General features: G+C 53.0%; 24 protein-coding genes and 1 pseudogene. 9 read left to right on the forward strand and 16 right to left on the reverse strand.

Annotated features, from left to right (window positions below; translation table 11 throughout):
• Positions 1-141 precede the first annotated feature (141 nt).
• Positions 142-792, forward strand: a complete 651-nt coding sequence (locus E3E25_RS06035; protein ID WP_167892238.1) for a peroxiredoxin — start codon at positions 142-144, stop codon at positions 790-792.
• A 49-nt stretch (positions 793-841) separates the two neighbouring features.
• On the opposite strand, the pseudogene E3E25_RS11575 reads toward E3E25_RS06035, so the two are convergent.
• The 3 genes and pseudogenes from E3E25_RS11575 to E3E25_RS06050 all read right to left on the reverse strand — a co-directional run.
• A pseudogene (locus tag E3E25_RS11575) lies at positions 842-1,081 on the reverse strand (ABC transporter permease); the annotation flags it as partial.
• A 36-nt stretch (positions 1,082-1,117) separates the two neighbouring features.
• Positions 1,118-1,441 carry a thioredoxin family protein gene (locus E3E25_RS06045; RefSeq protein ID WP_167892239.1) on the reverse strand — a complete coding sequence of 108 codons (324 nt, stop codon included), beginning with the start codon at positions 1,439-1,441 and terminating at the stop codon, positions 1,118-1,120.
• Between the two features lie 10 nt (positions 1,442-1,451).
• Positions 1,452-3,851, reverse strand: a complete 2,400-nt coding sequence (locus E3E25_RS06050) for a heavy metal translocating P-type ATPase (protein ID WP_167892240.1) — start codon at positions 3,849-3,851, stop codon at positions 1,452-1,454.
• A gap of 118 nt (positions 3,852-3,969) precedes the next feature.
• On the opposite strand from E3E25_RS06050, the gene E3E25_RS06055 reads away from it, so the two are divergent.
• A complete protein-coding gene (locus E3E25_RS06055) occupies positions 3,970-4,563 on the forward strand; it encodes a TRASH domain-containing protein (protein WP_167892241.1) in 594 nt (197 codons plus the stop codon).
• Positions 4,564-4,567: 4 nt separating this feature from the next.
• Here the strand turns inward: E3E25_RS06055 and E3E25_RS06060 are convergent, their stop codons facing one another.
• Entirely contained in the window at positions 4,568-4,897 is a 330-nt protein-coding gene (locus E3E25_RS06060; RefSeq protein WP_167892242.1) for a hypothetical protein, read from the reverse strand.
• A gap of 146 nt (positions 4,898-5,043) precedes the next feature.
• The gene (locus E3E25_RS06065) at positions 5,044-5,265 is read right to left on the reverse strand and encodes an SHOCT domain-containing protein (RefSeq protein WP_240910745.1); all 222 of its coding nucleotides are present in this window, start codon (positions 5,263-5,265) and stop codon (positions 5,044-5,046) included.
• Between the two features lie 320 nt (positions 5,266-5,585).
• Between E3E25_RS06065 and E3E25_RS06070 the strand changes: the two genes are divergently transcribed.
• A complete protein-coding gene (locus E3E25_RS06070; protein ID WP_167892244.1) occupies positions 5,586-6,944 on the forward strand; it encodes an ATP-binding protein in 1,359 nt (452 codons plus the stop codon).
• A gap of 57 nt (positions 6,945-7,001) precedes the next feature.
• Here the strand turns inward: E3E25_RS06070 and E3E25_RS06075 are convergent, their stop codons facing one another.
• From E3E25_RS06075 to E3E25_RS06120, 10 genes are all read right to left on the reverse strand, one after another.
• A complete protein-coding gene (locus E3E25_RS06075; protein WP_206204610.1) occupies positions 7,002-9,056 on the reverse strand; it encodes a heavy metal translocating P-type ATPase in 2,055 nt (684 codons plus the stop codon).
• A 70-nt stretch (positions 9,057-9,126) separates the two neighbouring features.
• Positions 9,127-9,687 (reverse strand): DUF302 domain-containing protein, encoded by a 561-nt coding sequence (locus tag E3E25_RS06080; RefSeq protein WP_206204611.1) that lies wholly within the window; start codon positions 9,685-9,687, stop codon positions 9,127-9,129.
• A 192-nt stretch (positions 9,688-9,879) separates the two neighbouring features.
• On the reverse strand, positions 9,880-10,542 hold the full coding sequence (locus E3E25_RS06085) for a hypothetical protein (protein ID WP_167892245.1): 663 nt from the start codon (positions 10,540-10,542) through the stop codon (positions 9,880-9,882).
• A 557-nt stretch (positions 10,543-11,099) separates the two neighbouring features.
• Positions 11,100-11,840, reverse strand: coding sequence for a hypothetical protein (locus tag E3E25_RS06090; protein ID WP_167892246.1), 741 nt, complete (start codon positions 11,838-11,840; stop codon positions 11,100-11,102).
• A gap of 197 nt (positions 11,841-12,037) precedes the next feature.
• Entirely contained in the window at positions 12,038-14,113 is a 2,076-nt protein-coding gene (locus E3E25_RS06095) for a heavy metal translocating P-type ATPase (protein ID WP_167892247.1), read from the reverse strand.
• Entirely contained in the window at positions 14,113-14,469 is a 357-nt protein-coding gene (locus tag E3E25_RS06100) for a helix-turn-helix transcriptional regulator (protein WP_167892248.1), read from the reverse strand. Before E3E25_RS06100 ends, E3E25_RS06095 begins: the two co-directional genes overlap by 1 nt.
• Positions 14,470-14,543: 74 nt before the next feature.
• A complete protein-coding gene (locus E3E25_RS06105) occupies positions 14,544-15,578 on the reverse strand; it encodes an SLC13 family permease (RefSeq protein ID WP_167892249.1) in 1,035 nt (344 codons plus the stop codon).
• 43 nt (positions 15,579-15,621) lie between these two features.
• Entirely contained in the window at positions 15,622-16,083 is a 462-nt protein-coding gene (locus tag E3E25_RS06110; protein WP_167892250.1) for a hypothetical protein, read from the reverse strand.
• A complete protein-coding gene (locus tag E3E25_RS06115) occupies positions 16,080-16,616 on the reverse strand; it encodes a DUF998 domain-containing protein (RefSeq protein WP_167892251.1) in 537 nt (178 codons plus the stop codon). Before E3E25_RS06115 ends, E3E25_RS06110 begins: the two co-directional genes overlap by 4 nt.
• Before the next feature lie 40 nt (positions 16,617-16,656).
• Complete coding sequence (locus E3E25_RS06120) at positions 16,657-17,346, reverse strand: SDR family oxidoreductase (RefSeq protein ID WP_167892252.1); 690 nt, start codon at positions 17,344-17,346, stop codon at positions 16,657-16,659.
• Positions 17,347-17,615: 269 nt separating this feature from the next.
• On the opposite strand from E3E25_RS06120, the gene E3E25_RS06125 reads away from it, so the two are divergent.
• Genes E3E25_RS06125 through E3E25_RS06135 form a run of 3 tightly spaced genes read left to right on the forward strand, consistent with a single transcriptional unit; the run spans position 17,616 to position 20,699 of the window.
• A complete protein-coding gene (locus E3E25_RS06125; protein WP_167892253.1) occupies positions 17,616-19,328 on the forward strand; it encodes a 2-oxoacid:acceptor oxidoreductase subunit alpha in 1,713 nt (570 codons plus the stop codon).
• Positions 19,325-20,203, forward strand: a complete 879-nt coding sequence (locus E3E25_RS06130; RefSeq protein WP_167892254.1) for a thiamine pyrophosphate-dependent enzyme — start codon at positions 19,325-19,327, stop codon at positions 20,201-20,203. Before E3E25_RS06125 ends, E3E25_RS06130 begins: the two co-directional genes overlap by 4 nt.
• 46 nt (positions 20,204-20,249) lie before the next feature.
• On the forward strand, positions 20,250-20,699 hold the full coding sequence (locus E3E25_RS06135) for a peroxiredoxin (protein ID WP_167892255.1): 450 nt from the start codon (positions 20,250-20,252) through the stop codon (positions 20,697-20,699).
• 48 nt (positions 20,700-20,747) lie between these two features.
• Here the strand turns inward: E3E25_RS06135 and E3E25_RS06140 are convergent, their stop codons facing one another.
• Complete coding sequence (locus tag E3E25_RS06140) at positions 20,748-21,272, reverse strand: ferritin (RefSeq protein WP_167892726.1); 525 nt, start codon at positions 21,270-21,272, stop codon at positions 20,748-20,750.
• 190 nt (positions 21,273-21,462) lie between these two features.
• Between E3E25_RS06140 and E3E25_RS06145 the strand changes: the two genes are divergently transcribed.
• From E3E25_RS06145 to E3E25_RS06155, 3 genes are all read left to right on the forward strand, one after another.
• A complete protein-coding gene (locus E3E25_RS06145) occupies positions 21,463-22,074 on the forward strand; it encodes a hypothetical protein (RefSeq protein WP_167892727.1) in 612 nt (203 codons plus the stop codon).
• Positions 22,075-22,168: 94 nt separating this feature from the next.
• Positions 22,169-23,398: an FprA family A-type flavoprotein gene (locus tag E3E25_RS06150; RefSeq protein WP_167892728.1), complete on the forward strand. Its 1,230-nt coding sequence runs from the start codon at positions 22,169-22,171 to the stop codon at positions 23,396-23,398.
• Between the two features lie 64 nt (positions 23,399-23,462).
• Entirely contained in the window at positions 23,463-24,002 is a 540-nt protein-coding gene (locus E3E25_RS06155; RefSeq protein ID WP_167892256.1) for a ferritin family protein, read from the forward strand.
• Positions 24,003-24,011 lie beyond the last annotated feature (9 nt).

Here is a 24,011-nt window from a genome sequence, read left to right on the forward strand (position 1 = left end):
TCTTTGCACGGTTATCCTCAGATCCCTAAAAATTCTTGGATATTCGACAAAGTTAATACTGTTAGACGAACCGAAAGGTTTATATATCCGAACCAGTGAGGTTTATAGTGAAGAAAACATAGAAAAATGAGGTGATGGAAGATGGTAGTGATAGGAGAAAAGTTCCCTGAGGTTGAGGTCAACACCACCCACGGCAGGATAAAGCTGCCCGACTACTTCGCCGAGAAGGGCAAGTGGTTCGTTCTCTTCAGCCACCCCGCTGACTTCACCCCGGTCTGTACGACCGAGTTCTACGCGATGCAGAAGCGCGCCGAGGAGTTCAGGAAGCTTGGCGTCGAGCCGATCGGACTGAGCGTTGATCAGGTCTTCAGCCACCTTAAGTGGATGGAGTGGATCAAGGAGAACCTCGGAGAGGAGATAACCTTCCCGGTCATAGCCGACGACAGGGGCGACCTTGCAGAGGCCCTCGGCATGATCCCGAGTGGTGCAACGATAACCGCCAGGGCCGTTTTCATCGTCGATGACAAGGGCATCATTCGCGCGATAGTTTACTACCCGGCCGAAGTCGGCAGGGACTGGGACGAGATACTCCGCCTTGTCAAGGCTCTTAAGATAAGCACCGAGAAGGGCGTTGCCCTGCCGCACAAGTGGCCCAACAACGAGCTCATCGGCGATAGGGCAATAGTTCCGCCGGCAGGAACAGTCGACGCCATCAAGGAGCGCGAAGAGGCCAAGGCCAAGGGCGAGATCGAGTGCTACGACTGGTGGTTCTGCCACAAGAAGCTTGAGTGAGCTTCTTCCCTTTCTTAGCTATTCTTTTCTGTTCTCAAAAGTAAAAGGGCTAAACCACCCTTCTCCTGAAGAGCACCACCAGCGGGACGAGCCAGGCTAAGTGAACAACCACCGCCACCGGAAAGTCTCCGCAATTGTTTAAAGCTATGCCCTCGAAGACCCGGTACGTCCAGTACGTCGGCAGGAAGGCTGTAAGCTTGCTCCAGTCCGTTGAGAGGCCCCTCCAGAGGACAACGAGCTTTATCGCAACCGGGAGGACTAACAGCCAGCCGATGACCTTGGAGACCGTCTTAAAGCAATTATAGTTAGCCCCTCACATGTGCGGTTATTTGAAGGTCTCATCAAGGAGTTTCTTCAGACCTTCAAACCTTATTAGAACCTCCTCCTTCCTCCGTATCAGGTTCTGCCTGGCCACCTCTTCCCCGTCCTTAAGGTAAATCAGTGTCGGAACGTTGAGGATGTCAAAGTGGCTCGCGAGGTCGTTCCATTTCTCGGCGTTGATATGAACAACCTTTATCTCGGGAAACTCCCCGCTCAGCTCTTCCATGAAGCTTTCGACTATCCTGCACGGCGGACAGCCCGGAATGGAAAACCACAGCACAACTCTGCCAGAGTTCAGCTCGGTGTTTCCATTGTATTCGACTATCATCTCGGCCACCTCACACCTTAGCCCTCTTCAGCAGGAGCGAGTTTGTGACGACGCTGACGCTGCTTATGCTCATCGCTCCCGCCGCCCACTCAGGCTGGAACTCCACGCCGAAGAGGACGAATGCCAGACCAGCCGCGAAGGGAATCAGCATCGTGTTGTAGAACATCGCCCAGAAGATGTTCTGCTTTATCTTCGCCAGCGTCTTCTGGCTCAGCTTTATTGCCCTCACCACGTCCATTGGGTCGTTCTTTATGAGAACCATGTCCCCGCTCTCCATGGCTATGTCCGTCGCGTTGCCGACGGCTATGCCTATATCCGCCCGGGCCAGGGCAGGGGCGTCGTTTATGCCGTCGCCGACGAAGATAACTGTCTCGCCTCTCTCCTGGAGCTTTTTGACCTCCACCGCCTTGTCTCCGGGCAGAACCTCTGCGAGGACGTAGTCCACCCCAAGGGCTCTCCCTATCGCCTCGGCCGTTCTCCTGTTATCGCCGGTTATCATGCCGACCTTCTTGCCCATCCTGTGGAGCTCCTCAATGGCCTCCTTTGCCCCGTCCTTTATTGTGTCCGCTATGCCGATTACGCCCGCAACGTTACCGTCCACAGCGACCACTATAGCAGTTTTTGCTTCGTTTTCAAGTCTAGTGAGGAAGTCCTCCATTCCGGTGATATCGATGCCGTTCTCAGCCATGAGCTTCCTGTTGCCTGCCAGTACCTCCTTCCCACCAACAACCGCCCTAACGCCCTTGCCGGTTATGGCCTCGAACTCCTCCGGTTCTTCAAGCTCAAGGCCGAGTTCCTGGGCCTTCCTCACGATGGCCTCTCCAAGCGGGTGTTCAGAGCGCTTCTCCGCCGAGGCAACGAGCCTTATGAGATCCTTCTCGTCCATGCCAAAGGTTATTACGTCGGTCACTTCAGGCTTGCCCTTCGTGAGCGTTCCGGTCTTGTCGAAGAGCACGACGGTGGCTTTCCTCGCTATCTCAAGCACTTCCCCGTTCTTGATGAGTATTCCTATCTCGGCCCCTTTGCCCATTCCAACCGTCAAAGCGGTCGGCGTTGCAAGGCCGAAGGCGCAGGGGCAGGCTATTACCAGAACGCTGAGAAGGGTCGTAAAGGCGAAGAGCACGGGCTCACCGGCCACGAAGTACCAGTAGGCGAAGGAGAGTAGCGCGATTGTGAGGACGGCGGGTATGAAGTAGGCAACTATCGCGTCGGCGAGCTTCTGTATCGGCGGCTTCGTGTTCTGGGCCTCCTCAACGAGCCTTATAATCTGTGCCAGAACGGTATCTCTGCCGACGCGCTTTGCCTCTACCCTGAGCACGGAGTTCCTGTTTACCGTCCCTCCTATAACCTCGTCCCCGGCCTTTTTGAGATTCGGAACCGGCTCTCCGGTTATCATGGACTCGTCCACGTAGCCTTCACCATCGAGCACGATACCATCAACGGGAACCCTCTCACCGGGCTTCACTATCACGACGTCCCCAACTTTGACGTCACTTATCGGAACCTCAATCTCCTCGCCGTTCCTTATCACTGTGGCCTTCTTCGCCTGAAGCCCCATGAGCTTCTTAATGGCCTCGCTCGTTCTCCCCTTGGCCCTCGTTTCGAGGTACCTGCCGAGGAGCAGGAAAGCCATGAGCAGGACGCTGGCCTCGTAGAAGTTGAAGTCCTTCGGAATGACACCAACCGTGGCCAGAACGCTCGCCAGGTAGGCCGAACCTATGCCCAGGGAGTACATGACCTCCATGCTGAGGGCTTTATGCTTGAGCGAGCCCCAGGCTTTGCCAAATATCTCCCTGCCGGCGTAGGCTATCGCAACGGTGGACAGGATGAACTGGATGGGCATGAGGTACGGGATTTCAAAGCCGAAGCGCCCAGCCTGCATGGAGGCGAAGAGGACTATCCCTATTCCCCACGCGACGCCGAGCTTCTTCTTCATGTTGCGGAGATGCCTCTCCCGCAGCTCCCTCTCAAGGTCGTGGGTTTCCTCGCCCTCAACGCCGATGAACTGGTAGCCAACTTCTTCAATGGCTTTTTTTATGTCGTCAGTAGTTACGAGGCCAGGGTCGTAGCTCACCCTGGCACTTTCGGTTCCCAGGTTGACGCTCACGTCCAGAATGCCGGGCACTTCCCCGAGCGCGGCCTCTATGGTCCTGGCACACATCGCGCACGTCATTCCACCTATCTTAATCACCGCTTCCCTCCGCTCTCTAACTACTTCATAGCCCAGCTCCTCGATGGTGGCTATAATTCTGTTCAACCCAACCCTGGATTCATCGAATTCAACGTGGACGTTCTCTGAGTTCAAATTAGCCCTGGCTTCCTTCACTCCAGGAAGTTCTTTCAGGGCCCTCTCTATGGTTTTAACACACATGGCACAGGTCATGCCGTTAACCTTCAACGTAAGCTCCATTTCCTCCACCGTTACTTACTATGCTTGAGGACTTATGGGGATTATTTTTTACAATCTGAAAAGCTCAACCAGAGAATTTTTATAGTTTGAACGAGATACCTCAGCTCGGTGAAGTTGAATGAAGATAGACGACCTGGACTTGAAGCTCATCTATCTGCTGATGGACGACTCCCGGCTGAGCATCTCAGAACTTGCGGAAAGGCTCGGTGTCAGCAGGCCGACCGTCAAGTCCCGGCTTGAAAAGCTTGAAAGGGAAGGGATAATCAAGAAGTACACCGTAAAGCTCAATCCGCAGCTTCTCAGGGCGCACAACGTCGTTGCGCTGATAGTAAAGACGGACGAGCCAGATAAGATGAAGGAGTTCGAGGAGATCATCGAAATAAACCGCTTCACGAGCAGGAAGTACCTCATAAAAATAGCCGTTGAGAACATGGAGGAGCTGAGAAAGGTCATAGAGGGTGCAGGGTTCGAGGTTATCGAGATAATGCCCATTCTCGAAAGTATAGAGCGTCCCAGTCCCCCAAGGGTCAAGGTTCCCTTCAAGTGCGACTACTGCGGCAAGGAGATCGTCGGGGAGCCCATCGTGTATAAGTACCACAACAGGGTTTACTTCTTCTGTTGCCCGACCTGCCTGAGGGAGTTCAAGAAAACGAGGGAGAACATAGAAAAATTCAAGCTAAAAGAGGAGGTAAAAGGAAAAGCGGGAAGCTGAGGACTCACTCGTCCTCCTCGATTCCCATGGCTTCCTCACAGGCTTCGTGCCTCTCCTTCCAGCCGTCGCCCATGTACTTGGCCATGTAGTCTTCCATGGCAGACTCCATCTCATCGTGCATCTCAATGAGGTTGCCATCTCCCATGTGCTCCTCCATTTCCGCGTACATCTCATCATCCATCATGCCGTGCATGCCGTAGCCGCCCATGGGGCCAAAGCCCCAGCGCGTGCCGGTTCTCTCGGTTGTCTCGAATCCCCCCGTGTGGGCCATTCCAAGCGGAAGGGCTATGAGCGCTCCGATGAGGAGCCCGATAAACAGGGACTTCCACTCCATTTTGCATCACCTCAAATTTTGTTTTCCATATACGCCTTCGCCCGGTGGGATATAGGGCTTATTGCTCACATTCTGGAAATTCAAACCCCGAAAATTTTCGGAAAGGAAACCATAATTATCAAGAAAGCTGAAAAAATGAAAGGTACTCATCCCTCAAGGAGCTTTCTCCGTCGCTTCTCGTATTCCTCATCGTCTATTTCGCCCCGTGCGTACTTCTCATCGAGTATCCCCAGGGCGCTCTTCTTGTTTCCCCCAGAGCCCTGCTCAACCAGCCATTTAATGAACCAGACTATTCCAACGATTATCATCACCCAGAACAGGAGCATGAATATCGCCCCAAAGATTCCAAAGTAGCCGAATCCCATCATCTCATGCCACCCCCATTCTCCTTCTCCAACATGGGCCAAGAACTGGCCCCCTAAACTTTCGAACATCATTTTGATCTCCTCAAACACTACTCAATGGTAAAGGCTATAGGGCTTATTGTTGGCAAAAGAGAAAGAAATACGGGAAGATTATCGCAAAAGATAAAGCAAAGAGGCCATCAAACCTTCAAGAACTTCGCGCCGATATAATCATCCAACCTCCGTCAACCAATTTTAATCGCCGGATTATTCCATGGTAGAAGACAAAGTCGGCAACGCCTTCTGCCGAAAGGCTTAAATTTAATAACGTGATATTTAATATCATGATACTAAAATTTATCGACCGTGAGTTCGAGCTGAATGCCCTCGAAGAACTATACGCCCAGGACAGGGCACACCTCGTTCTCATCTACGGGAGAAGAAGGATTGGAAAGACCGAGCTTGTAAAGCAGTTCATAAAAAACAAACCCAGCTTCTACTTCCTGGCAAGAAAAGAACCGATGGAGCTTGAGATTGAGAGATTGGTCACGGGCTTCAACAGGAAGTTCAACGTTTTTATCGAGGCCAGGAATCTGGAAGAGTTCTTCGAGGAAGTTAGAAACTTTGGAAGGCTCGTCTTTGTAATCGACGAGTTCCCCTACTGGGTGGAGGAAGACAAATCCATTCTCTCGCTCTTCCAGTACATCTGGGACGAGATTCTCAGGGACTCCAGGATAATGCTTATTCTCCTCGGCTCGTCGATATCCACCATGGAGAGCCTCATGAGCTACAAAAACCCGCTCTACGGGAGGAGGACGGCCCAGATAAAGCTGTCAAGCCTCGGCTTTTTCCACCTTGGAGAGGCGTTTCCCCGCTACTCATGGGAGGAGCTTGTGAAGGTGTACGGCACCATAGACGGCATCCCCGCTTACCTCCGGTACTTCGACGACTCGCTGAGCGTCGAGGAGAACATCCAGCGGAATTTTTACAGCAAGGTGAGTGTACTCTACGAAGACGCCGAGAGGCTCCTGAAGGATGAGCTGAGGGAACCCGTGACCTATCTGAACATCCTGAGGGCGATAAACGAGGGGAAAACGAAGCTCACTGAGATCGCCAACGAGACGAAGGTGGCCGTGACGAACCTTCCGAAGTACCTGAAGACGCTCGAAACCCTTGATCTGGTTTACAGGGAGTTCCCCGTGACGGTGAGGGAGAGAAAGCGCTTTGGAATCTACCGCGTGAAGGATTTTTACTACCGCTTCTGGCTCCGCTTCGTTTACCCTTACAGGGATGACATTGAAATTGGGGCCATAGGCTTCGATGACCTCAGAAAAGACTTCAATGTATACCTCGGCGAGGTCTTTGAGGAAATAGCGAAGCAGTTCCTGATAAGGCTGAACGCAAAGGGTAATCTTCCCTTCAGGTTCACGAAGATAGGCCGGTGGTGGGACAAGAAGGAGGAGATAGACCTCGTCGCTATCAACAGTCTAACTGATGAGGTTGCGTTTTTTGAGGTCAAGTGGAAGAACATCTCCTACCGTGACGCCCTAAGGGTCCTAAAGAAACTTGAGGAGAAGAGCGAGAAAGTGGGCATCGATGGAAAGGGAAAACGCTACGGGCTGGTTGCAAAGCACCTTGATGAAAAAGAGGAGCTGAGGGGAGAGGGTTACCTGGCCTTTGATATGGGGGACTTTCCGAGATAACGGATAAGTTGTCAAGGAAACAAGAAAAAGAATATAAAAAGGGCAAGATATTCGCCGTCAGACCTTCAAAAACCTCGCGTTGATGGCCACTATCACCGTGCTCATGCTCATCAGCAGGGCGCCAAGGGCAGGGCTGAGGAGGATTCCGTAGCTGTACATCACTCCCGCCGCCAAAGGAATGGCGAAGGTGTTGTATCCTGTTGCCCACGCCAAGTTCTGCACCATCTTCCTGTAGGTCGCCTTGGCAAGGTGTATCCCCGTTATGACGTCCCTCGGGTCGTTCTTGACGAGGATTATGTCGGCGCTCTCTATAGCCACGTCGGTTCCTGCTCCAATGGCTATGCCCACATCGGCCTGGATCAAAGCAGGGGCGTCGTTTATACCGTCACCCACCATCGCTACGGTGTAACCCTGCTCCTGGAGCTCCTTGACCTTCTCAGACTTCTGATGCGGCAGAACCTCGGCGAAGAAGCCATCCAGCCTGAGTTCCTCAGCAACCCACTTCGCAACCTTGGCGTTGTCGCCGGTGAGCATGTAGGCCTTTATGCCCATCTCGTGGAGCTTTTCAACGGCCTCCCTCGATTCGGGTCTTATCTTATCGGCTAGAGCTATAGCACCCACGAGCTTTCCATCAAGAACCAGGAAGACAACAGTCTTACCCTGCTCCAAGACTTTGTTGACGCGCTCGTCTTCTCCCCACAGACCTTTTTCCTTCAAGAAGCCGGGGCTCACAACGAGGACCTCCTTTCCGTTGATGACGCCCTGGACACCTTTGCCCGGAAGAACCTTCGATTCGCTGACCTCGTAGGTCCCAAGGCCGAGTTCTTCAGCTTTTTCGACTATTCCCTGGGCTATCGGGTGACTTGACTGGGACTCAAGTGCCGCCGCATACTTCAGGATCTCCTCCTCGCCGAGCTCGTCCAGCGCTATTATGTCGGTTACTTCGAACTTGCCTTCGGTCAGCGTCCCGGTCTTGTCAAAAACGACCACCTGAACGTCTTTCGCTCTTTCAAATGCCTCCCTGTTCCTTATGAGGATTCCCTTCTTGGCCGAGATTGACGTTGACACCGAAACGACCAGCGGGACGGCTAAGCCAAGCGCGTGCGGGCACGTTATGACCATCACGGTAACCATTCTCTCCAGGGCGAAGACGAAGGGTTTACCGAGGTAGAGCCATGTACCCAGGGTTATCGTTCCTGCCGTTATGGCTATCACTGTAAGGTAGAACGCCGCCCTGTTGGCCAGATCCTGAGTTTTTGACCTCGTTTCCTGCGCCTGCCTGACGAGTTCAACGACCTGCATCAGGTAGGTGTCCTTTCCTGTCTTTTCTATCCTGACCTTTATGGCCCCTTCGAGATTTATGGAACCGCCGATGACCCCATCGCCGGGCTTCTTATAGACCGGTTTCGACTCACCCGTTAGCATGGCCTCGTTTACACTCGTTTCACCCTCGACTATGGTGCCGTCGGAGGGTATCTTCTCGCCGGGTTTGACGAGGACTATATCGCCCTTCTTCAGCTCGCTGACCGGAACGTCCTTTATTCCCTCGGGCGTTACGAGGTGAGCCTCCGTTGGCATGAGCTTTATGAGCTCCTCCAGGGCCCTTGAAGCCCCAAGGACTGAGCGCATCTCGATGTAGTGGCCGATGAGCATGATGTCAATAAGCGTCGCAAGCTCCCAGTAGAAAGTCTTCCCAGGAACGCCAAAGGTCACCGCCGCACTGTAGAAGAAGGCAACCGTGATCGCTAATGCTATTAAGGTCATCATGCCCGGCAGCTTTTTCTTCAGCTCGTCCACCATGCCCTTAAGGAAGGGCCAGCCACCGTAGAAGTAGACCACAGCGGAGAGGCCAAAGAGAACGTAGTGATCGCCTGGAAAAGTCAGCTCAAAGCCCAGAAACCTCTGTATCAGCGGCGACAGGATCAGGATTGGGACCGTCAGTATCACGGAGACTATAAAGCGCTTTTTGAAGTCCTCCATCATCATCCTGTGGTGCTCGGCGTGGGAGTGCTTGTGACCCTCGTGGCCCGTATCTTCAGCTTCATGGTCTCCCCCTTTCTCCATCTTCATCTCACCGTGCCCCTCTATGGGAGGGGCCTCCTTATCCACCATATAAATCACCATTAAGTTTTCGTTTCGAACCCCTATAACCTTATCCTTTAAAGTTTCGAAAAACCGGGGCTCAGATTCTTTTCACAATGTCGCCCAAAATCTCCTCGACCTTCGCCGCGACCTCAAGCAACTCGTCGTTCCCGGTTATGCTCATGGCCTTCGTCGGGAGCAGCAGGCTCACGTAGGTCTTTCCGTCCTTCACGTACACCACCAGGTTGCAGGGCAGGAAGGTACCGCTGTTGATGTCTATGCCTATGAGCTCGCTTGAGAACTTCGGGTTGCAGGCGCCGAGGATGACGTATGGCTCCATGTCAAGGTTGAGCTTCTCCTTGAAAAGCTGGTCAACCCTGACCTCACTGAGGACACCGAAGCCCTCCTTCTTAAGCTCCTCCTTGACCCTCGCCACGGTCTCATCGAAACCTGTTTCAACCTCTCTGACATAGGCGTACTCCTTCTTGGGTTCCTCCATTCCGTGCATTCCGTGGTGGCCCTTTCCCATACCTTCCATTCCCTTGCCGTGGCCCTTACAGCCACCCTTCATCTTTCCCTTACCTTTCATTCTCTTCATGCCACCCATTTTCCCGTGGCCCTTCATTCCGCCGTTTTCCATTTCATTCATTTCGCCTTTCATTTTGGATCACCTTTTTCTTCCCCAACGTCTTTTTAATTTGAAGCGTTAATAGGGTTACTACGAACAAAATGATAATTGGCCATTCCAAAAATTTCCAATATTGCAGGGGTTCATTTCAATGCCTTATAAATGGCCTTCAAAAACAGGGCAATGCCGAGCCCCGAGGTGACCAGCGCCGTCGGAACGTTGACCTCAAACCATACTTCCCTTGTGAGGGCATACACCAAGAGGGCAGAGGCGGGCATCAGGAGGAGCATGGGGTATCTGCTTATCTCCACACCCCCCATAGTCGGAGAAAAAGCTCTTCCGCTTGAGCCTCCGCAGGGCATAGAGGGTAATACCTATGAGGGGCGGAAGGAGGAGAGCCGAGAACGAAACGGTCAGGAACGTAAAGAATGCAAAAAACAGCAGGACGGCCGTGAAGACACCGATTTCAGCCCTCGTAGGTTTAAATTCCTCCGAAGCCAGTTTGTGAAGGACGGCATAAGAGGGCAAAAGGGGAATGGTTGAGAAGAGCGCGTAGAGGGCGAAGTCTCCAAGGCCTACCGCATAGCCGTCCTCAAGCTTCCAGTAGGAGGCCCAGAAACCCCAGAAAGCCCCCAAAAGGACAAAGAAGAGAAGGGAGTTTCTGATCTTCCACTCGCTCAAAGCCTTTCCGGCCAGATATATACCGATAAGAACCGAGATGAGGGCATGCCAGGCCAGCGGCGTCCAGACTATGCCGAAGGGAAAATCCGTGTAAACGGTCTGGACAACGACACCCTCAACGAGCCAGCCAAATACCGCACCAACGAGGAAGACGGAGTAAATATCTCCAGCTTTGAAGCGACTCGCCAGAACGGTGATGTTCTTCAATATGCACGGCTCTTTCAGGTCTACGGCCCTCCCATCGCTCAGATACCATAGGTCTTCGTGGAAAGTATAAAAAGCTCCTCCGCCCCGGTGGTGTTCCCGAGGTAGTAGATCCTTCCGTCTTTGAAGTAGAAGTAGTACTATGTGCAGTGAGGGCAAGAACTGGATTGGGGCTGCAGAGGGATCTGGTGGCCGAGACGAAGTATAGGAACGAAAGCAACAATAGAAAAAGAACAAGCCCTACCTCCCACATGCATTTACACATATGGAACCCTCCCTTTTCAATTCTGCTTAAATTGATCTAGACATGCCTCCTAATCCCCCAGTAAACTAGTATAAACATTAGGATGGCCCCAGTAAGAATAATCAAGGGCTTAGGGAGGGTTAATCTTCGGGAAAAATTACTCCTATCCCAACATCCTGGAGGCTCCTGTACACTACCCATATGCATTTTTAGGTGAATTAGCTTTTTCCCGTCATAAAAGAACAGAAGCGGTAACTCTGAAGCGGAGCCCCCCTCATTAACTTTAACATCTCCTGGGTAATAGATGAGAATTCCCTTACCGACAGGTAGTGCATGAAGGGTTGATTTTGTTCCTAAAGAAGCCTGATACATACCAGTCAAATTCAGTCACTGGAATCCCATAAGTTAAATTTGCAAGTTTAAAGACTATGAAACCGTTCTCAATGACTCCCTTGACACCTGATGGACTTTTCTGTGGGGTGTTGGCGAAGTAGCTCAGAATCTCGGTTCTATTACATTTTGTGCGCTCTGTCCCGTTCTGAAATTCAAGTCTTGTGCAGTTCCATATGAGAGATGCACAACCATCGAAGCGATAAACTCTCATTTCGGTTTTTTTGGCGGTGAGTGTAAAGTTCTTTGCCTCCCCGTTGATCGTCATGGTGACGTTTTTGTAGGGAACTACCCTCTGCTCGCGCTGGAGAATGTAAAAGGTTCCGTTAATCTCGACCACTACTGATGGTTCGCCGAGTAGAGGATTACTTCTTCCTAAAAACAGCAAGTCGCTTCCATTGAAAAGATAGTAAAGGTTGTACTCTCCATCGGGCATGTTACGCCTAAGTGTTCTTTCCCCCGCAATCACCTCACATACCCACTCAGAATGGTGCACGATAATAAATGCATACCCATTGCTGGGTAGGATTGAGGTTATTGAATAGGTTTCATGGGGCTCACAAGTCTCACCGGAAACTAACGGAAGAATAAGCAGCAAAACTAAAAACGAGATTTTAAAGGAGTTATACATACTCATCCCCCAGTCTTCCAGTATTGTCCCTTCCATTTATCATCCTCGATTCATAACCCGAGCCGTTCCATCTAACCCACCATAGTCCAAAGTTCGCCATTAGGATTACCATTATACAATACTTTTAACGGCATAAAAACATTTTTATACAAAAACGCGACAAAAATTTAAATGAAGCTAGTTAGAACATGCGAGTAAAAACAGCTTACTCTGGTTTAAATGGAAAAAGAGACTCACCTCAGAATCCTCATGGCGTTGAAGACCGCTATGAGGGCAACGCCGACGTCCGCAAAGACCGCCTCCCACATGGTAGCTTCTCCAAGGATTCCAAGGCCTATGAAGGACAGTTTGACCGCTAAGGCAAAGATTATGTTCTGCCATACTATCCTCCGCGTTTTCCTCGCTATCCTAATACCCTTTGCCAGCTTGGACGGCTTGTCGTCCATTATGACGACGTCGGCAGTCTCTATGGCCGCGTCACTACCCAAAGCACCCATTGCGACACCAACGTCCGCCCTGGCCAGGACGGGAGCATCGTTTATGCCGTCGCCCACGAAGACGACCTTTCCCTCTGCCTCTTTCTCAAGCTCCTCTATGACCCTCACCTTGTCCTCCGGCAACAGCTCCGCGTAGAAGCCGTCTAAGTTGAGATGCCTCGCTATCTCCCCAGCAACGTCTTTGTTGTCTCCCGTGACCATGACGACCTTCTTGATCCCGAGGTGCTTCAGCTCCTTCACAGCGAGCGGGGCGTCATCCTTTATCTCGTCTGAGATTATTATGTAGCCGGCGTACTTTCCGTTGATGACGACGTGGGCCACCGTCCCCTTAACCCTGCACGTGTCGTGCTCGACCTTGAACCTGTGGAGAAGCCTGTCGTTTCCGACAAGGACCTCCGTCCCGTCAATCCTCGCCCTGACGCCGTGTCCGGCTATCTCCTCGTACTCGACTATCTCCGCCTCGTTGATCTCCTCACCGTAAGCTTCACGTATCGCCTTGGCAATCGGGTGGTTTGAGTGGGCCTCAGCCAAGGCCGCGAACCTTATTATCTCCTCCTCGCTGAAGCCGTTCCTCGTCTCCACTCGGGTAACCTTGAAGACTCCCTTGGTGAGCGTTCCAGTCTTGTCAAAGGCCACTATGCTCGCTTCCTTGAGTGCATCGAGGTAGTTGGAGCCCTTGACGAGGATTCCCTCCCTCGCTGCCCTACCTATGCCGCCGAAGTAGCCGAGCGGAATCGACAGGACAAGCGCACACGGGCACGAGATGACGAGTATCACCAGGGCTCTGTATATCCAGGGAGTGAAGGGGTCTCCCGTGAGGAGCGGGGGGACTATGGCTATAAGTGCAGCTATGCCGACGACGGCTGGGGTGTAGTAGTGGGCGAAGCGCGTTATGAACTTCTCGGTTTTAGCCTTCCTCGCGCTGGCGTTCTCGACGAGCTCAAGGATGCGGGAAATGGTTGATTCCTTCAGCCCCTTGGTCACCTGCACTTTGAGGACGCCCGATAGGTTGACCATGCCGGATAGGATTTCCTCCCCTTCCTTCACCGTCCTGGGAACGCTTTCCCCGGTTAAAGCGGAGGTGTCAACGGTCGACTCACCCTCGATGATAACTCCATCAACGGGAACCCTCTCACCGGGCTTGATGATGATAACGTCCCCAACCTTCAGCTCCTCGGGCTTTACCCGGACTACGTCCCCGTCTCTAAGCAGGTTCGCATACTCTGCCTTGAGCGCGAGCAGTGCCTTTATGGAGCGCCTTGACCTGTCCACTGCCAGGTCCTGGAAGAACTCTCCCACGACGTAGAAGAGCATTACCGCCACTCCTTCCGGATACTCCCTGATGAGGAAAGCTCCTATAGTGGCTATCGCGATAAGGAAGTTTTCGTCAAAGACGTTGCCGTGGATGGAGTTGACGACTGCACTCCTAAGAACCCTCCAGCCGGAGATGAGGTAGCTGGCGAGGAAGATGCCGAAGACAAAAGCGTCGTCTATGCCGTAGTAGTAGCGCATTACTATGCCTATTGCAAACAGGGCCAGAGAAACTCCGATCTGGTACACCGTTTTTCTGAAGTCCCCTCCTCCGTGTTCATGGCCGTGTCCATGGCCGTGCTCGTCAGATTCCATGACCTCAACGTCCGGCTCGACCTTCTTGATGATCTCTTTGGCCTTCTCAACGTCACCCTCTATGATGGCCTCCTTGGTGGTGAAGTTGACCAGCGCAAACTCAAAGCCCTCCTTCTTGAGGGCCTCCTCTATCTCGTATGCACAGCTAGCGCAGTCGAGCCCCTCAAGGACGAGCTTCTGCGGCATCACTTCACCTCCGAGAGGTGCTCAAGCGCGGTTCTCAGTATATCCCTGATGTGCTCGTCGTCGAGACGGTAGAACACGTTCTTGCCGTCCTTGCGGTAAGTTACTATCTTTCTGTCCTTGAGGATGCGGAGCTGGTGAGAAATCGCCGAAACTGAAAGTTTCGTTATCGCAGAGAGGTCGCAGGTGCAGAGCTCTCCCGCTTCCATCAGCGCGAGCAGGATTTTGAGCCTCGTGGGGTTCCCGAGGGCGTCGAAAAAGTCCGCCGCTTCCAATACAGCCTCCTCCTCTGGAATTTTTGCCTGGGCTTCCAAGATTTTATCCAGGTGTTCCTCATACACCTTACACACTTCCGTCATCATAAATCACCTCTACATTTGAGCAATTGTGCAAATGTTTTATAAACTTTGTCATTCCGAAACCCGTCGAAAAATCAGAGCAGAAGTATCAAAATCGAAATCCCCAATGCGATCAGAAAATACGGAATCGAATACCTGTGGAAGTCCCTCATGCCAATCCCTGAGATACGGAGGGCTATGAGGTTTGCGAGGGAACCAATTATCATCCCGGTGCCGCCTAGGTTCACACCGAGTGCAAGGGGAAGCCACTCCGGTTTTGAGCCGAGGAAGAGGACCGTCGCCGGAACGTTGCTGATTAACTGGCTCAGACCGGCCGAGGCGAGAAGAAGCTTAAAACCTTCCCCCGGAAACATCCTCGCCGATCCCGAAATCAGGTGGGATACCTCGTTGAAGTCCGCAAATATGAGGGCGAAGGTCAGAACCAGCGCCCAGTCGAAACTCCAGAGGATCCTCCTGTCAACTATAAGAAAGATCATCAGTGTAATCACCAAAGAAGTTATGTCCCTCCCGGTTTCACCGAGGTAGATGTTCATGCCGAGTACGAGGGTGGAAGCTATGAGGAGATCCCATCTGGTAGAAATTGGGGGGAGGGGTTTTGGGGAGATGTTCTCATCCGGGAGGAATATGACCAACACGAAGAGGATTCCCATCCAAAGAAGCACAAAAGGCAGCATATGAATGATAAAAGTGACAAATCCAATGCCATATTCTCTCCATATTATAACGTTCTGAGGGTTTCCTACCGGGGTTAGCGAGGAGCCGACGTTTGCGGCTATCGCCGACAGTGCAACCGCCCTTCCCCCATCAAGTTCCGAGAACTCGGATACTGCAACGACGAGGGGGATGAAAACGAGCATTGCCGTGTCATTCATTATGACAGCCGAGGAAAAGGCTATCGAGGGCAGTAGAAAAAAGAACAGCCTCCTTCCCGAACCGCCTGATATTCTGACCAGGACGGGTGCGAGCCTGCTGAAAATCCCGGAAATCTCAAGGCCCTTTGAAGTTATAATCAGTGCAGTTATTAGGCTCAGACTCCCCCAATCAATCAGTACGGGAGTTCTCCCCGGGAGCGAACGGTCGATTAGGGCCAGCACTAAGTATAATGCCATCAATATACTAAGGAACCATTCGTGCTTGATGAAGTCGGTGGCCCTACAGCCCGTGTCTCCTCACCTCTTCCGTCAGGTGATAATCCGGAATCAACTCGTTCCCATCTGCAGAGACGCGGACGTGGAGGACTATAAAGCTTTTCCATGCAACCGGGACAACCCAGCAGTTCTCAGGTTCTCTGAACTCCGCAGCCCCAAGAACGCGGAGCTCTTTGAGGACATTCTCTATTCCCTCATTGATGTTGCCTGCCAAATCTTCGCACCGTATTGGGGCCCCTTTCGGAGAGGGATTGCCCGTCCGCGTGGTGTAGTGCATCACGTCTATCACGAAGTCGAGGTACATTACCGGGACATCCACGTGATCCCGGTGCTTTATAGGCTCTCCGGCCCTGAGAAACGGCAAGACCTGCTCGACAAGTTTCACCGCGTTCTCGGCATCTTCTACTCTCAAAACCCGATTTTCCCGGACAGGGGGTTGTCTAACGGGTGGGAATGGTGCGTTCATTCCCCATCACCTCCCCAAAGGGCAACGGCAAGAGTGAAAAGCGTGAGTAAGAGTATCTCGTAGGTCTCAAGGAGGGCCGTGGACGGCCATCTTATAAACGCCCCCACAACTGCGAGGGAAAAGAGAATAACAGCAATGCTTTTGAGGGACTTTTTTGAACCGAGGCCATAGAAAAGGGCGCCAACAAAGAACTGGATGAAGAAGTAGGTTGAAACAAAAACATGGGGGCTCGTTCCCTCATGAAAAACCCCGATGAGCGCGAGGAATATTGCCGAGATACTGATGTAGGAACTCCCAACTGTCTGGAGCTTGTTCACTGCAGATAGGATTAGGTAAACCGAGAAGGCCAGGATTAAGGCGGCAGTCACTACGAGTCCGCAGTTATATATCCAGGGCGAGTTTGCCTCAGGTCCACCGAGGTCGCTGAGGGCGTTTTTCCAGAAAGAAAACCATGGGTTCCTGCTTATGCTCCACGCGACGAAGAGCCAGTACACCAGTCCACCAATTGGACCACTTATAATAAGCCTCCTCATGCTCCCACCAAGTGAAAATAGGGGAAGGGGCGTAAAAACCTTAGTAAACCGGGTCCTGGTATATGGAACGGAGTAGAACCTCTTCGACCCTGACGTGGTGGGGGAGATTCAAGAGCGACACCAGGGCCTCCGCAACGTCTTCTGGCTTCATGAAGCCCTCTTCCCGGCTCCTTCCTGGTTTCCCGTAGAAATGAGTATCCACAGCCCCGGGCCTCAACTCAAGGAATTTAACCGTCGGGTTCTCCAGTTGAAATGTCTTAACGAGGGCCCTTGCACCCCATTTGCTAACCACGTAAGCCCCGCTCCCGGGGAGGAGTCTTGTGGACAGGTCGGAGGTAACAACCACAACCGTTCCTTTTGTCTCTTTGAGGGTCGGTAGGAATGCCTTTATTGTTCTCCAAACGCCGAGAAGGTTCACCTGTAGGCTGTGCATGAACGCTTCCTCGGTTATCTCGTCGAGCCTTCCGGGGACCCCGACTCCAGCGTTCGCCACAAGAATTTCAACGCTCCTGAACCGTTCAAGGGTCTTTTCAGCGAACTTCTCCACGCTGGCCTCACTTGAGACGTCGAGGTACGACCAGAGGACCTCTGTTTTCAGTTCATCCGCGAGGTTTTTCAGTAGGTCCACGCTTCTCGCACCGAGGGAGAGCGAGTAGCCCTCACGGGCCAGGGCCTTTGCTATGGCACGGCCTATGCCCTTGGAGGCACCAGTGACAACGGCAACGCTCATGTGACCACCACGGGTGATACCTCGTTATCCTTAAAGAGGTTTTGGGAACCAGGCTTCATACCACTCACGCCCCCTGGTCAGTTTTATTTTCAAACTCCCCGGGTACGGAAACCTTTATATATCATTACACATTACTACATCATGGTGAGTACAAATGGACATGTTTGTTCCAAAATTTATCCTGCGTGGTTTTCGTATCGTTCGGGATATTACCTGGAGGGGAGACCAAAATCAAACCTCCAAAAAAGCTGCCCCCGGAGTGGTGCCCCATGTCCGAGTTCAGGAATGATGTTTCCATAGTTCTTGGCGGTGCCGCCGGGCAGGGAATTCAGACCGTCGAGGGAATCCTAACCTACGCCCTTAAGAAGTCAGGTTACCACATCTATGCAAACAAGGAGTACATGTCCCGCGTGAGGGGCGGGATAAACACCACCGAGATACGCGTTTCTTCCAGACGCGTTAGAGCTTTCGTGAGGAGAATAGACATCCCCGTCCCCTTCAAGCAGGGCGTCCTGAGCTGGGTCGAGGACAGGCTATCAGATACTACCGTGGTCCTCGGAGAGAGGGAGAACGTCGAGGAGAGCTTTCTCGGAAAGGTGAACCTCGTGGAAGTGCCCCTCACGAAGCTCGCCCTCGAAACGGGAAGCCAGCTCTACATCAACACGACCGCTGCAGGCCTGATAGTCGGCCTCTTCCACGGCGACTTTGGGGCGGTCGAGGAATACATAAGGAAGCGCTTCGGGAGCAAGGGGGAGAACGTTGTCGGGAAAAACATCGAGGCCGCTAAAAAAGGCTACGAGCTGGGCGTTAAGCTCTGCGAGCAAGGGACGATAAAGGTGGAAGTCGGGAGAGACGAGAAGGTCAGGGAAGAAATCCTTCTCAGTGGGACCGAAGCTGTAGGGATAGGTGCCCTCGCCGGAGGCATGAACTTCCTGAGCTTCTACCCTATGAGCCCCTCAACGGGCGTCTCGACCTTCGCTGCACAGAAGGCGGAAGAGTTCGGGATAATAGTCGAGCAGGTCGAGGACGAGATTTCGGCGATAAACATGGCCCTCGGAGCGTGGTTCGCGGGAGCGAGGGCGATGGTGAGCACTTCCGGAGGGGGCTTCGCCCTGATGAGCGAGGCGTTGAGCTTGGCAGGAATGGCGGAGAACCCGATAGTCATACACCTCGCCCAGAGGCCCGGCCCTGCAACGGGCCTGCCGACGAGGACAATGCAGGGTGATTTAAACCTCGTCCTCTACGCAGGCCACGGCGACTTTCCGAGGATAATCCTCGCACCTGGAAGCATGGAGGAGGCGTTCTACCTAACTGCTGAGGCCTTCAATTTAGCTGACAAATACCAGGTTCCCGTAATAATTCTCACCGACCAGTACTTTGTCGATACTTACTACAACCTGCCCAGGCCGGACTTGGACAAGGTAAAGTTTGAGAGGTACATCGTTGAGGCGAAGCCCGGTTATCGGAGGTACGAGCTCACCGAGGACGGAATCTCGCCGAGAGCTGTGCCTGGTTACGGGGAGGAAGTGGTCATAGCCAACGGCAACGAGCACGACGAGTGGGGCGACATAACCGAGGATGCCGAGCTTACAAGGAAAATGCAGGAGAAGAGGGCAGTTAAAAAGCTCGAAACGATAAGGAAGAACGCACCCCTGCCAAAGCTGGTTGGGGAGGAAAACGCTGACTATCTAGTGGTTTCCTGGGGCTCAACGCTCCACGCGGTTGAGGAGGCCCTTGAGGAGCTCGGGAGGGACGACGTTGCTTTGCTCCACTTCAGCTGGGTTTATCCACTCAACCCCGAGACAAAGCGGTTCTTTAATGACAAGACGGTAATCGTTGTAGAAAACAACGTTACAGGACAGTTCGCGGACCTTCTGAAAAAAGAACTCGGCGTCGAAATCCATCACCGCGTTCTGAAGTACGACGGGAGGCCGTTCTCGGTGGAAGAGGTTTTTGATGCCCTGAAGGGGGTGGTAGAATGAACCTTCCAACCGGCAGGGAGGCCTTTGAGCCCAGGAGGCCGGGGAGCAAGGATATAGCCTGGTGTCCCGGCTGTGGAAACTTCGGGATAAGGAACATCCTCATATCCGCTTTAGCTGAACTCGGCCTGAAGCCGAGCGAAGTGGCGATAATCAGCGGAATAGGACAGGCGGCCAAGATGCCCCACTACATCAACGCCAACGGCTACCACACGCTCCACGGCAGGGCGATACCGATAGCGACCGGTGTCAAGGCTTCTAATCCAGAGCTGACGGTCATAGCAGAGGGCGGGGACGGCGACATGTATGCAGAGGGAGGCAACCATCTGCTCCACGCGATAAGGAGGAACCCGGACATAACCGTCCTAATCCATGACAACCAGGTTTATGGCCTTACAAAGGGACAGGCGTCGCCGACGACGATGGTCGGAATGAAGACACCTACCCAGCCCTGGGGAGTCTTTGAGGAGCCTTTCAACCCAATCGCGTTGGCCATAGCCATGAACGCCTCCTTTGTCGCCAGAACCTTCATGGGCTACTTCAGGGAGAGCGTGGAGATAATCAAGAAGGCAATCCAGCATAAGGGTTTGGCCATAGTTGACATCCTCCACCCGTGCGTCAGCTTCAACAAGGTGAACACCTACGCCTGGTACAGGGAGCACACCTACTGGATGGACGATCACGACCCGCACGACAGGGAGGCGGCATTCAAGAGGGCCCTGGAGGAGGATCCGCTCCCCCTGGGAATCTTTTACGTCAACGAGAAGCCGACCTTTGAGGAGAGCGTTCCGGCTTACAGGGTGGACAAGAGACCCCTCTGGAAGCGCGAGCCGAGACTCGACCTCGTTGGGAAGTTCTTCGAGGGCAAGAGGGCCTGAGGAATCTTTCATTTTTCTAATTTGAGAGCACTGGAGGTGCACCATCATGAAGATTGGAGAACATGCCCCGGATTTCGTTCTGAAAGACCAAGACGGTGAGGAATTCAGGCTGGGCGATTTCAGGGGAAAGAAGGTTCTGCTGTCCTTCCACCCGCTGGCGTGGACTGGGATATGTGAGAAGCAGATGAAGGCCCTGGAGGAGAACTACGAACGCTTTGAGAGTCTGAACGTTGTCCCCGTCGGGATAAGCGTTGATCCAGTGCCGAGCAAGAAGGCCTGGGCCGAACACATCGGTCTTAAAAAGCTCAGGATTCTGAGCGACTTCTGGCCACACGGTGAAGTGGCGAAGCTCTACGGCCTGTTCCGCGAAAAGGAGGGCTTCTCAGAGAGGGCAAACGTCCTCATAGACGAAGAAGGAAAGGTTGCGTTCTTCAAGGTCTACCCGATAAGGGAAGTGCCAGACTTAGGGGAGATCCTTGGACTTCTGAAGGCGTGAATTCCCTTATTTATATTTCTACCGCTGAAACAAATGGAAGAAAAGAAATCACTGCCCCGACTGGACTAACAGGCTCCTGAGCCTCGCCTGCCTCTGGCCAAGCTCCCTGTCGAGCATGAAAAGGCCCTGAGGGTTGTCGCCGATAATCTTCAGCTTGTCCACTATCGCCTTGGCCGTTGCCTCTTCCTCTACCTGCTCCTCGATGAACCACTGAAGGAACTGGTAGGTGGCACGGTCCTTTTCCTCCTCTGCTATCTCCACGAGCTTGTATATCGACTCGGTAACGCCGACCTCATGGAGGTAAACCGCTTCGAAGGCCTTCAGCGGGCTGGTGAAGTCCCCCTTGGGCTTTTCTATTCTCTCAAGCTCGACCTTTCCGCCGCGGTCGAAGATGTAGTCGTATATCCTCAGCGCGTGGCCGAGTTCCTCCTCGGCCTGAGCCTCCATCCAGTTCGCAAAGCCATCGAAGCCCTTGTCCTTGAAGTAGGCCGCTATGGCGAGGTAGAAGTAAGCGGAGAAGATTTCCTTCGTCACCTGCTCGTTGAGGGCCTTGAGCATTCTTTCGCTCAGCATCTTCATCACCGATTTTATTTGGAAGCCAAACCTCTTAAGTTTATCCTTTAAACTTCAGCTTATCGCTGGGGTTTTAAGTTTGAATTTTTAGGGACACAAAAGTAAATTAGGGAAACCGAAAGAATTATATTTCCGAACGTTCCTACTCAAAACCGAGAACAAACCCACAGAATTGGGTATGGAGGTGGTGATGGCAAAGACGACCTTCGAGGAGGAAATCTATCTTAGAGCCCTGACCGGGAGGCTGGTCGGAAAGGCTTTAGCAGATCTCGGCCTCAACAAGGTGGCTGTGGTTGCCAGCAAGAACATCATCTGCTCCAGCATTGCAACGGCCACCGAGGCGACCTTCATAACCCTCAGCGGGGGCGTTACCTACCACTTCTTAGCCGAGAAGGGCAAGGAGGCTGATATAGCGGAGCGCGTTAAAGCCTTTGCACCGCAGGTTACGGTTCTCCAGTTCGGCGGTGAGACCCCAATAGAGGAGACCAAGGAGATATTCGTCGAAACTCTGAGGCAGTTCGCCGAGAAGGACGTTCCTGGAGCGTTCGTCGTCCACGTCAGGATTTTCGCAGCTGGAGGCCTCGCCAAAGCTTTAGAGGACGAGAAGATAAAGGAGTACCTGAGCAAGAAGGACCTCTTCGTCTATACAGTGGGCTTCAACGAGGGCAAGGTCTACGTCAACAGGATACTCCTCGACGGAAGCGACATCAAGCTCGAGAAGATAGCCGAGTACCAGGTTACTCTAGAGCACGCCGACCTGCTCAACCGCTCGCTGAAGGACAGGAGCATTACCTTCGCCTGACCCCTTTAAATTTAATCCTACCCAATTCTGTCCTTAACTTTTTGGTCAAGAAAGACTTTTTATGTCCCCGCACCAAATAGGTTCGGTGATAGAAATGCCCGATGTGAAAGTTGAGAGGATTCTTGACGATCCGGAGCTCTACATAATCCGGGTCGATGACGACAGGATAAGGTACTTCGAGGCCACCTGGGACATTCCCGAGGGCATAACCTACAACGCTTACCTGATGAAGCTTGAGGGTGCGACGATTCTCTTCGACCTTAGCAAGGCCGAATACACCGACCTCTTCATGAAGGCCCTCAGAAAGCTGGTCGATCCAAAGGAGATAACCCACGTGGTTGTTCACCACACTGAACCCGACCATACCGGGGCCCTGCCTGCTTTCCTTGAAGCCAACGGCTATAAAGCCAAGCTCATAGGCACGAGCTTTGCAAAGCGCTTCTTAGAAGGCTTCTACGGCGAGAAAGTCGTTGAGAACTTCCACACAATCAAGGACGGGGAGGAGATGGAGATAGGTGGCAGGACGTTCCGCTTCATAACCGTCCCCTGGCTCCACTGGCCGGACACGATGATAACATACGCCGTTGAGGACAGGCTCATATTCAGCTGCGACGCCGGCGGCGGCTATGGAATACCGAACGCCATAGACGACAGCGACGAAAAGGTTGTGGAGGAATACCTGCCCCACGTGACGAAATACATAGTGACCGTCATAGGCCACTACCACAAGTACATCGTCCAGAACATCAAGAAGCTCAAGGGGCTCGGGATAGTAGAGGAGGCGAGAATGATACTCCCCGGCCACGGGCTCATCTGGCGGAAGAACCCTGCCAGGATATTCGAGCACTACGAGGCCGTCGGAGCGGGGAAGGTCACGAAGGGCAAGGTTCTGGTGCTCTACGACTCCATGTACGGCTTTGTGGAGCGGAGGATGGAGATAGTCCTCGACGAGCTGAGGAAGCACGGGCTGAAGCCCGTCGTCTACCGGTTCACGGACAAGGAAGCCCCCGCGGTAAGCGACATTCTCGGCGAAGTCCCCGACAGTGAGGCGATAATCATCGGTGCCTCGACCTATGAGGCAGAGATACACCCACGCATACGCTATGCCCTCTACGAGATAGTGGACAAGGCCAACTACGAGAAGCCCGTGCTCATCGTCGGGGCCTTCGGCTGGGCCGGCGTTGCGGGTAAGAAGATAGAGACCCTGATAACCCGCAGCAAGTTCGACCACGTTGACACCGTCGAGAGCAGGGGGATGCCCAGGCCTGAGGACGAGGAGCGGCTCAGAGAGGGTGTCAGGAAGCTCGTGGCGTGGATCTCATGAGGGTTTTTCTTTTTCCCACACAAGTTTAAATACTTCAATGTGAAACATGGAGATGGTGATGTAGATGGAGGATGTTCTTGATAAACTTGCCCAGCTCTCCCCCAAGGAGATACTGGGCTACGCCATTGCCTCGGAGGAGGATGCAAAACGGTTCTACGAAACTCTTGCATCAACAAGCGGGGCCCTTCTGGGAGACTTCTTCAGGGAGCTGGCCAAGGCCGAAGAGGGCCATAGAGCAATATTGATCAAACTCCACGAGACTCTGTTTGGGGACACTAGCTATGTTGTTCCGGAGGGAATACCCTTTGCCGAGACGTCAGTGAAAGTGGACACCGTTGCAAACCTCATCGAAGCGATGAGGGTGGCGCTCGTGAATGAAAAAACCGCCGAGAGGATATACCGCCACCTGGGTGAGGTACTACCCGAACACAGGGGCATATTCGGCTTCCTGGCCGCGCAGGAGCGGGCGCACTACGCATCTATAAGGAGCCACGTTGAGTACCTGGAAGATCTCACACAGGGACAGCCGGAATACGTGAACGCGCCGGTGGAGTTCTTCGGCGCCCAGCTGGAGCTATACCTCGGCCCACGCACCAGACGGTGAGGTGAGGGT

Origin of the sequence: Thermococcus sp. MAR1 (genome assembly GCF_012027305.1) — an archaeon.
GTDB lineage: Archaea > Methanobacteriota_B > Thermococci > Thermococcales > Thermococcaceae > Thermococcus.

Coding starts and splice junctions, on each gene's coding strand:
- E3E25_RS06140 (WP_167892726.1), bottom strand. CDS start 21,272: ATGCTGAGCGAAAGAATGCTCAAGGCCCTCAACGAGCAGGTGACGAAG.
- E3E25_RS06145 (WP_167892727.1), top strand. CDS start 21,463: ATGGCAAAGACGACCTTCGAGGAGGAAATCTATCTTAGAGCCCTGACC.
- E3E25_RS06125 (WP_167892253.1), top strand. CDS start 17,616: ATGTCCGAGTTCAGGAATGATGTTTCCATAGTTCTTGGCGGTGCCGCC.
- E3E25_RS06130 (WP_167892254.1), top strand. CDS start 19,325: ATGAACCTTCCAACCGGCAGGGAGGCCTTTGAGCCCAGGAGGCCGGGG.
- E3E25_RS06065 (WP_240910745.1), bottom strand. CDS start 5,265: ATGATGGGATTCGGCTACTTTGGAATCTTTGGGGCGATATTCATGCTC.
- E3E25_RS06070 (WP_167892244.1), top strand. CDS start 5,586: ATGATACTAAAATTTATCGACCGTGAGTTCGAGCTGAATGCCCTCGAA.
- E3E25_RS06095 (WP_167892247.1), bottom strand. CDS start 14,113: ATGCCGCAGAAGCTCGTCCTTGAGGGGCTCGACTGCGCTAGCTGTGCA.
- E3E25_RS06150 (WP_167892728.1), top strand. CDS start 22,169: ATGCCCGATGTGAAAGTTGAGAGGATTCTTGACGATCCGGAGCTCTAC.
- E3E25_RS06050 (WP_167892240.1), bottom strand. CDS start 3,851: ATGGAGCTTACGTTGAAGGTTAACGGCATGACCTGTGCCATGTGTGTT.
- E3E25_RS06035 (WP_167892238.1), top strand. CDS start 142: ATGGTAGTGATAGGAGAAAAGTTCCCTGAGGTTGAGGTCAACACCACC.
- E3E25_RS06080 (WP_206204611.1), bottom strand. CDS start 9,687: ATGAAAGGCGAAATGAATGAAATGGAAAACGGCGGAATGAAGGGCCAC.
- E3E25_RS06115 (WP_167892251.1), bottom strand. CDS start 16,616: ATGAGGAGGCTTATTATAAGTGGTCCAATTGGTGGACTGGTGTACTGG.
- E3E25_RS06135 (WP_167892255.1), top strand. CDS start 20,250: ATGAAGATTGGAGAACATGCCCCGGATTTCGTTCTGAAAGACCAAGAC.
- E3E25_RS06090 (WP_167892246.1), bottom strand. CDS start 11,840: ATGGAAGGGACAATACTGGAAGACTGGGGGATGAGTATGTATAACTCC.
- E3E25_RS06060 (WP_167892242.1), bottom strand. CDS start 4,897: ATGGAGTGGAAGTCCCTGTTTATCGGGCTCCTCATCGGAGCGCTCATA.
- E3E25_RS06075 (WP_206204610.1), bottom strand. CDS start 9,056: ATGGTGGATAAGGAGGCCCCTCCCATAGAGGGGCACGGTGAGATGAAG.
- E3E25_RS06110 (WP_167892250.1), bottom strand. CDS start 16,083: ATGAACGCACCATTCCCACCCGTTAGACAACCCCCTGTCCGGGAAAAT.
- E3E25_RS06045 (WP_167892239.1), bottom strand. CDS start 1,441: ATGATAGTCGAATACAATGGAAACACCGAGCTGAACTCTGGCAGAGTT.
- E3E25_RS06120 (WP_167892252.1), bottom strand. CDS start 17,346: ATGAGCGTTGCCGTTGTCACTGGTGCCTCCAAGGGCATAGGCCGTGCC.
- E3E25_RS06100 (WP_167892248.1), bottom strand. CDS start 14,469: ATGACGGAAGTGTGTAAGGTGTATGAGGAACACCTGGATAAAATCTTG.
- E3E25_RS06055 (WP_167892241.1), top strand. CDS start 3,970: ATGAAGATAGACGACCTGGACTTGAAGCTCATCTATCTGCTGATGGAC.
- E3E25_RS06105 (WP_167892249.1), bottom strand. CDS start 15,578: ATGGCATTATACTTAGTGCTGGCCCTAATCGACCGTTCGCTCCCGGGG.
- E3E25_RS06155 (WP_167892256.1), top strand. CDS start 23,463: ATGGAGGATGTTCTTGATAAACTTGCCCAGCTCTCCCCCAAGGAGATA.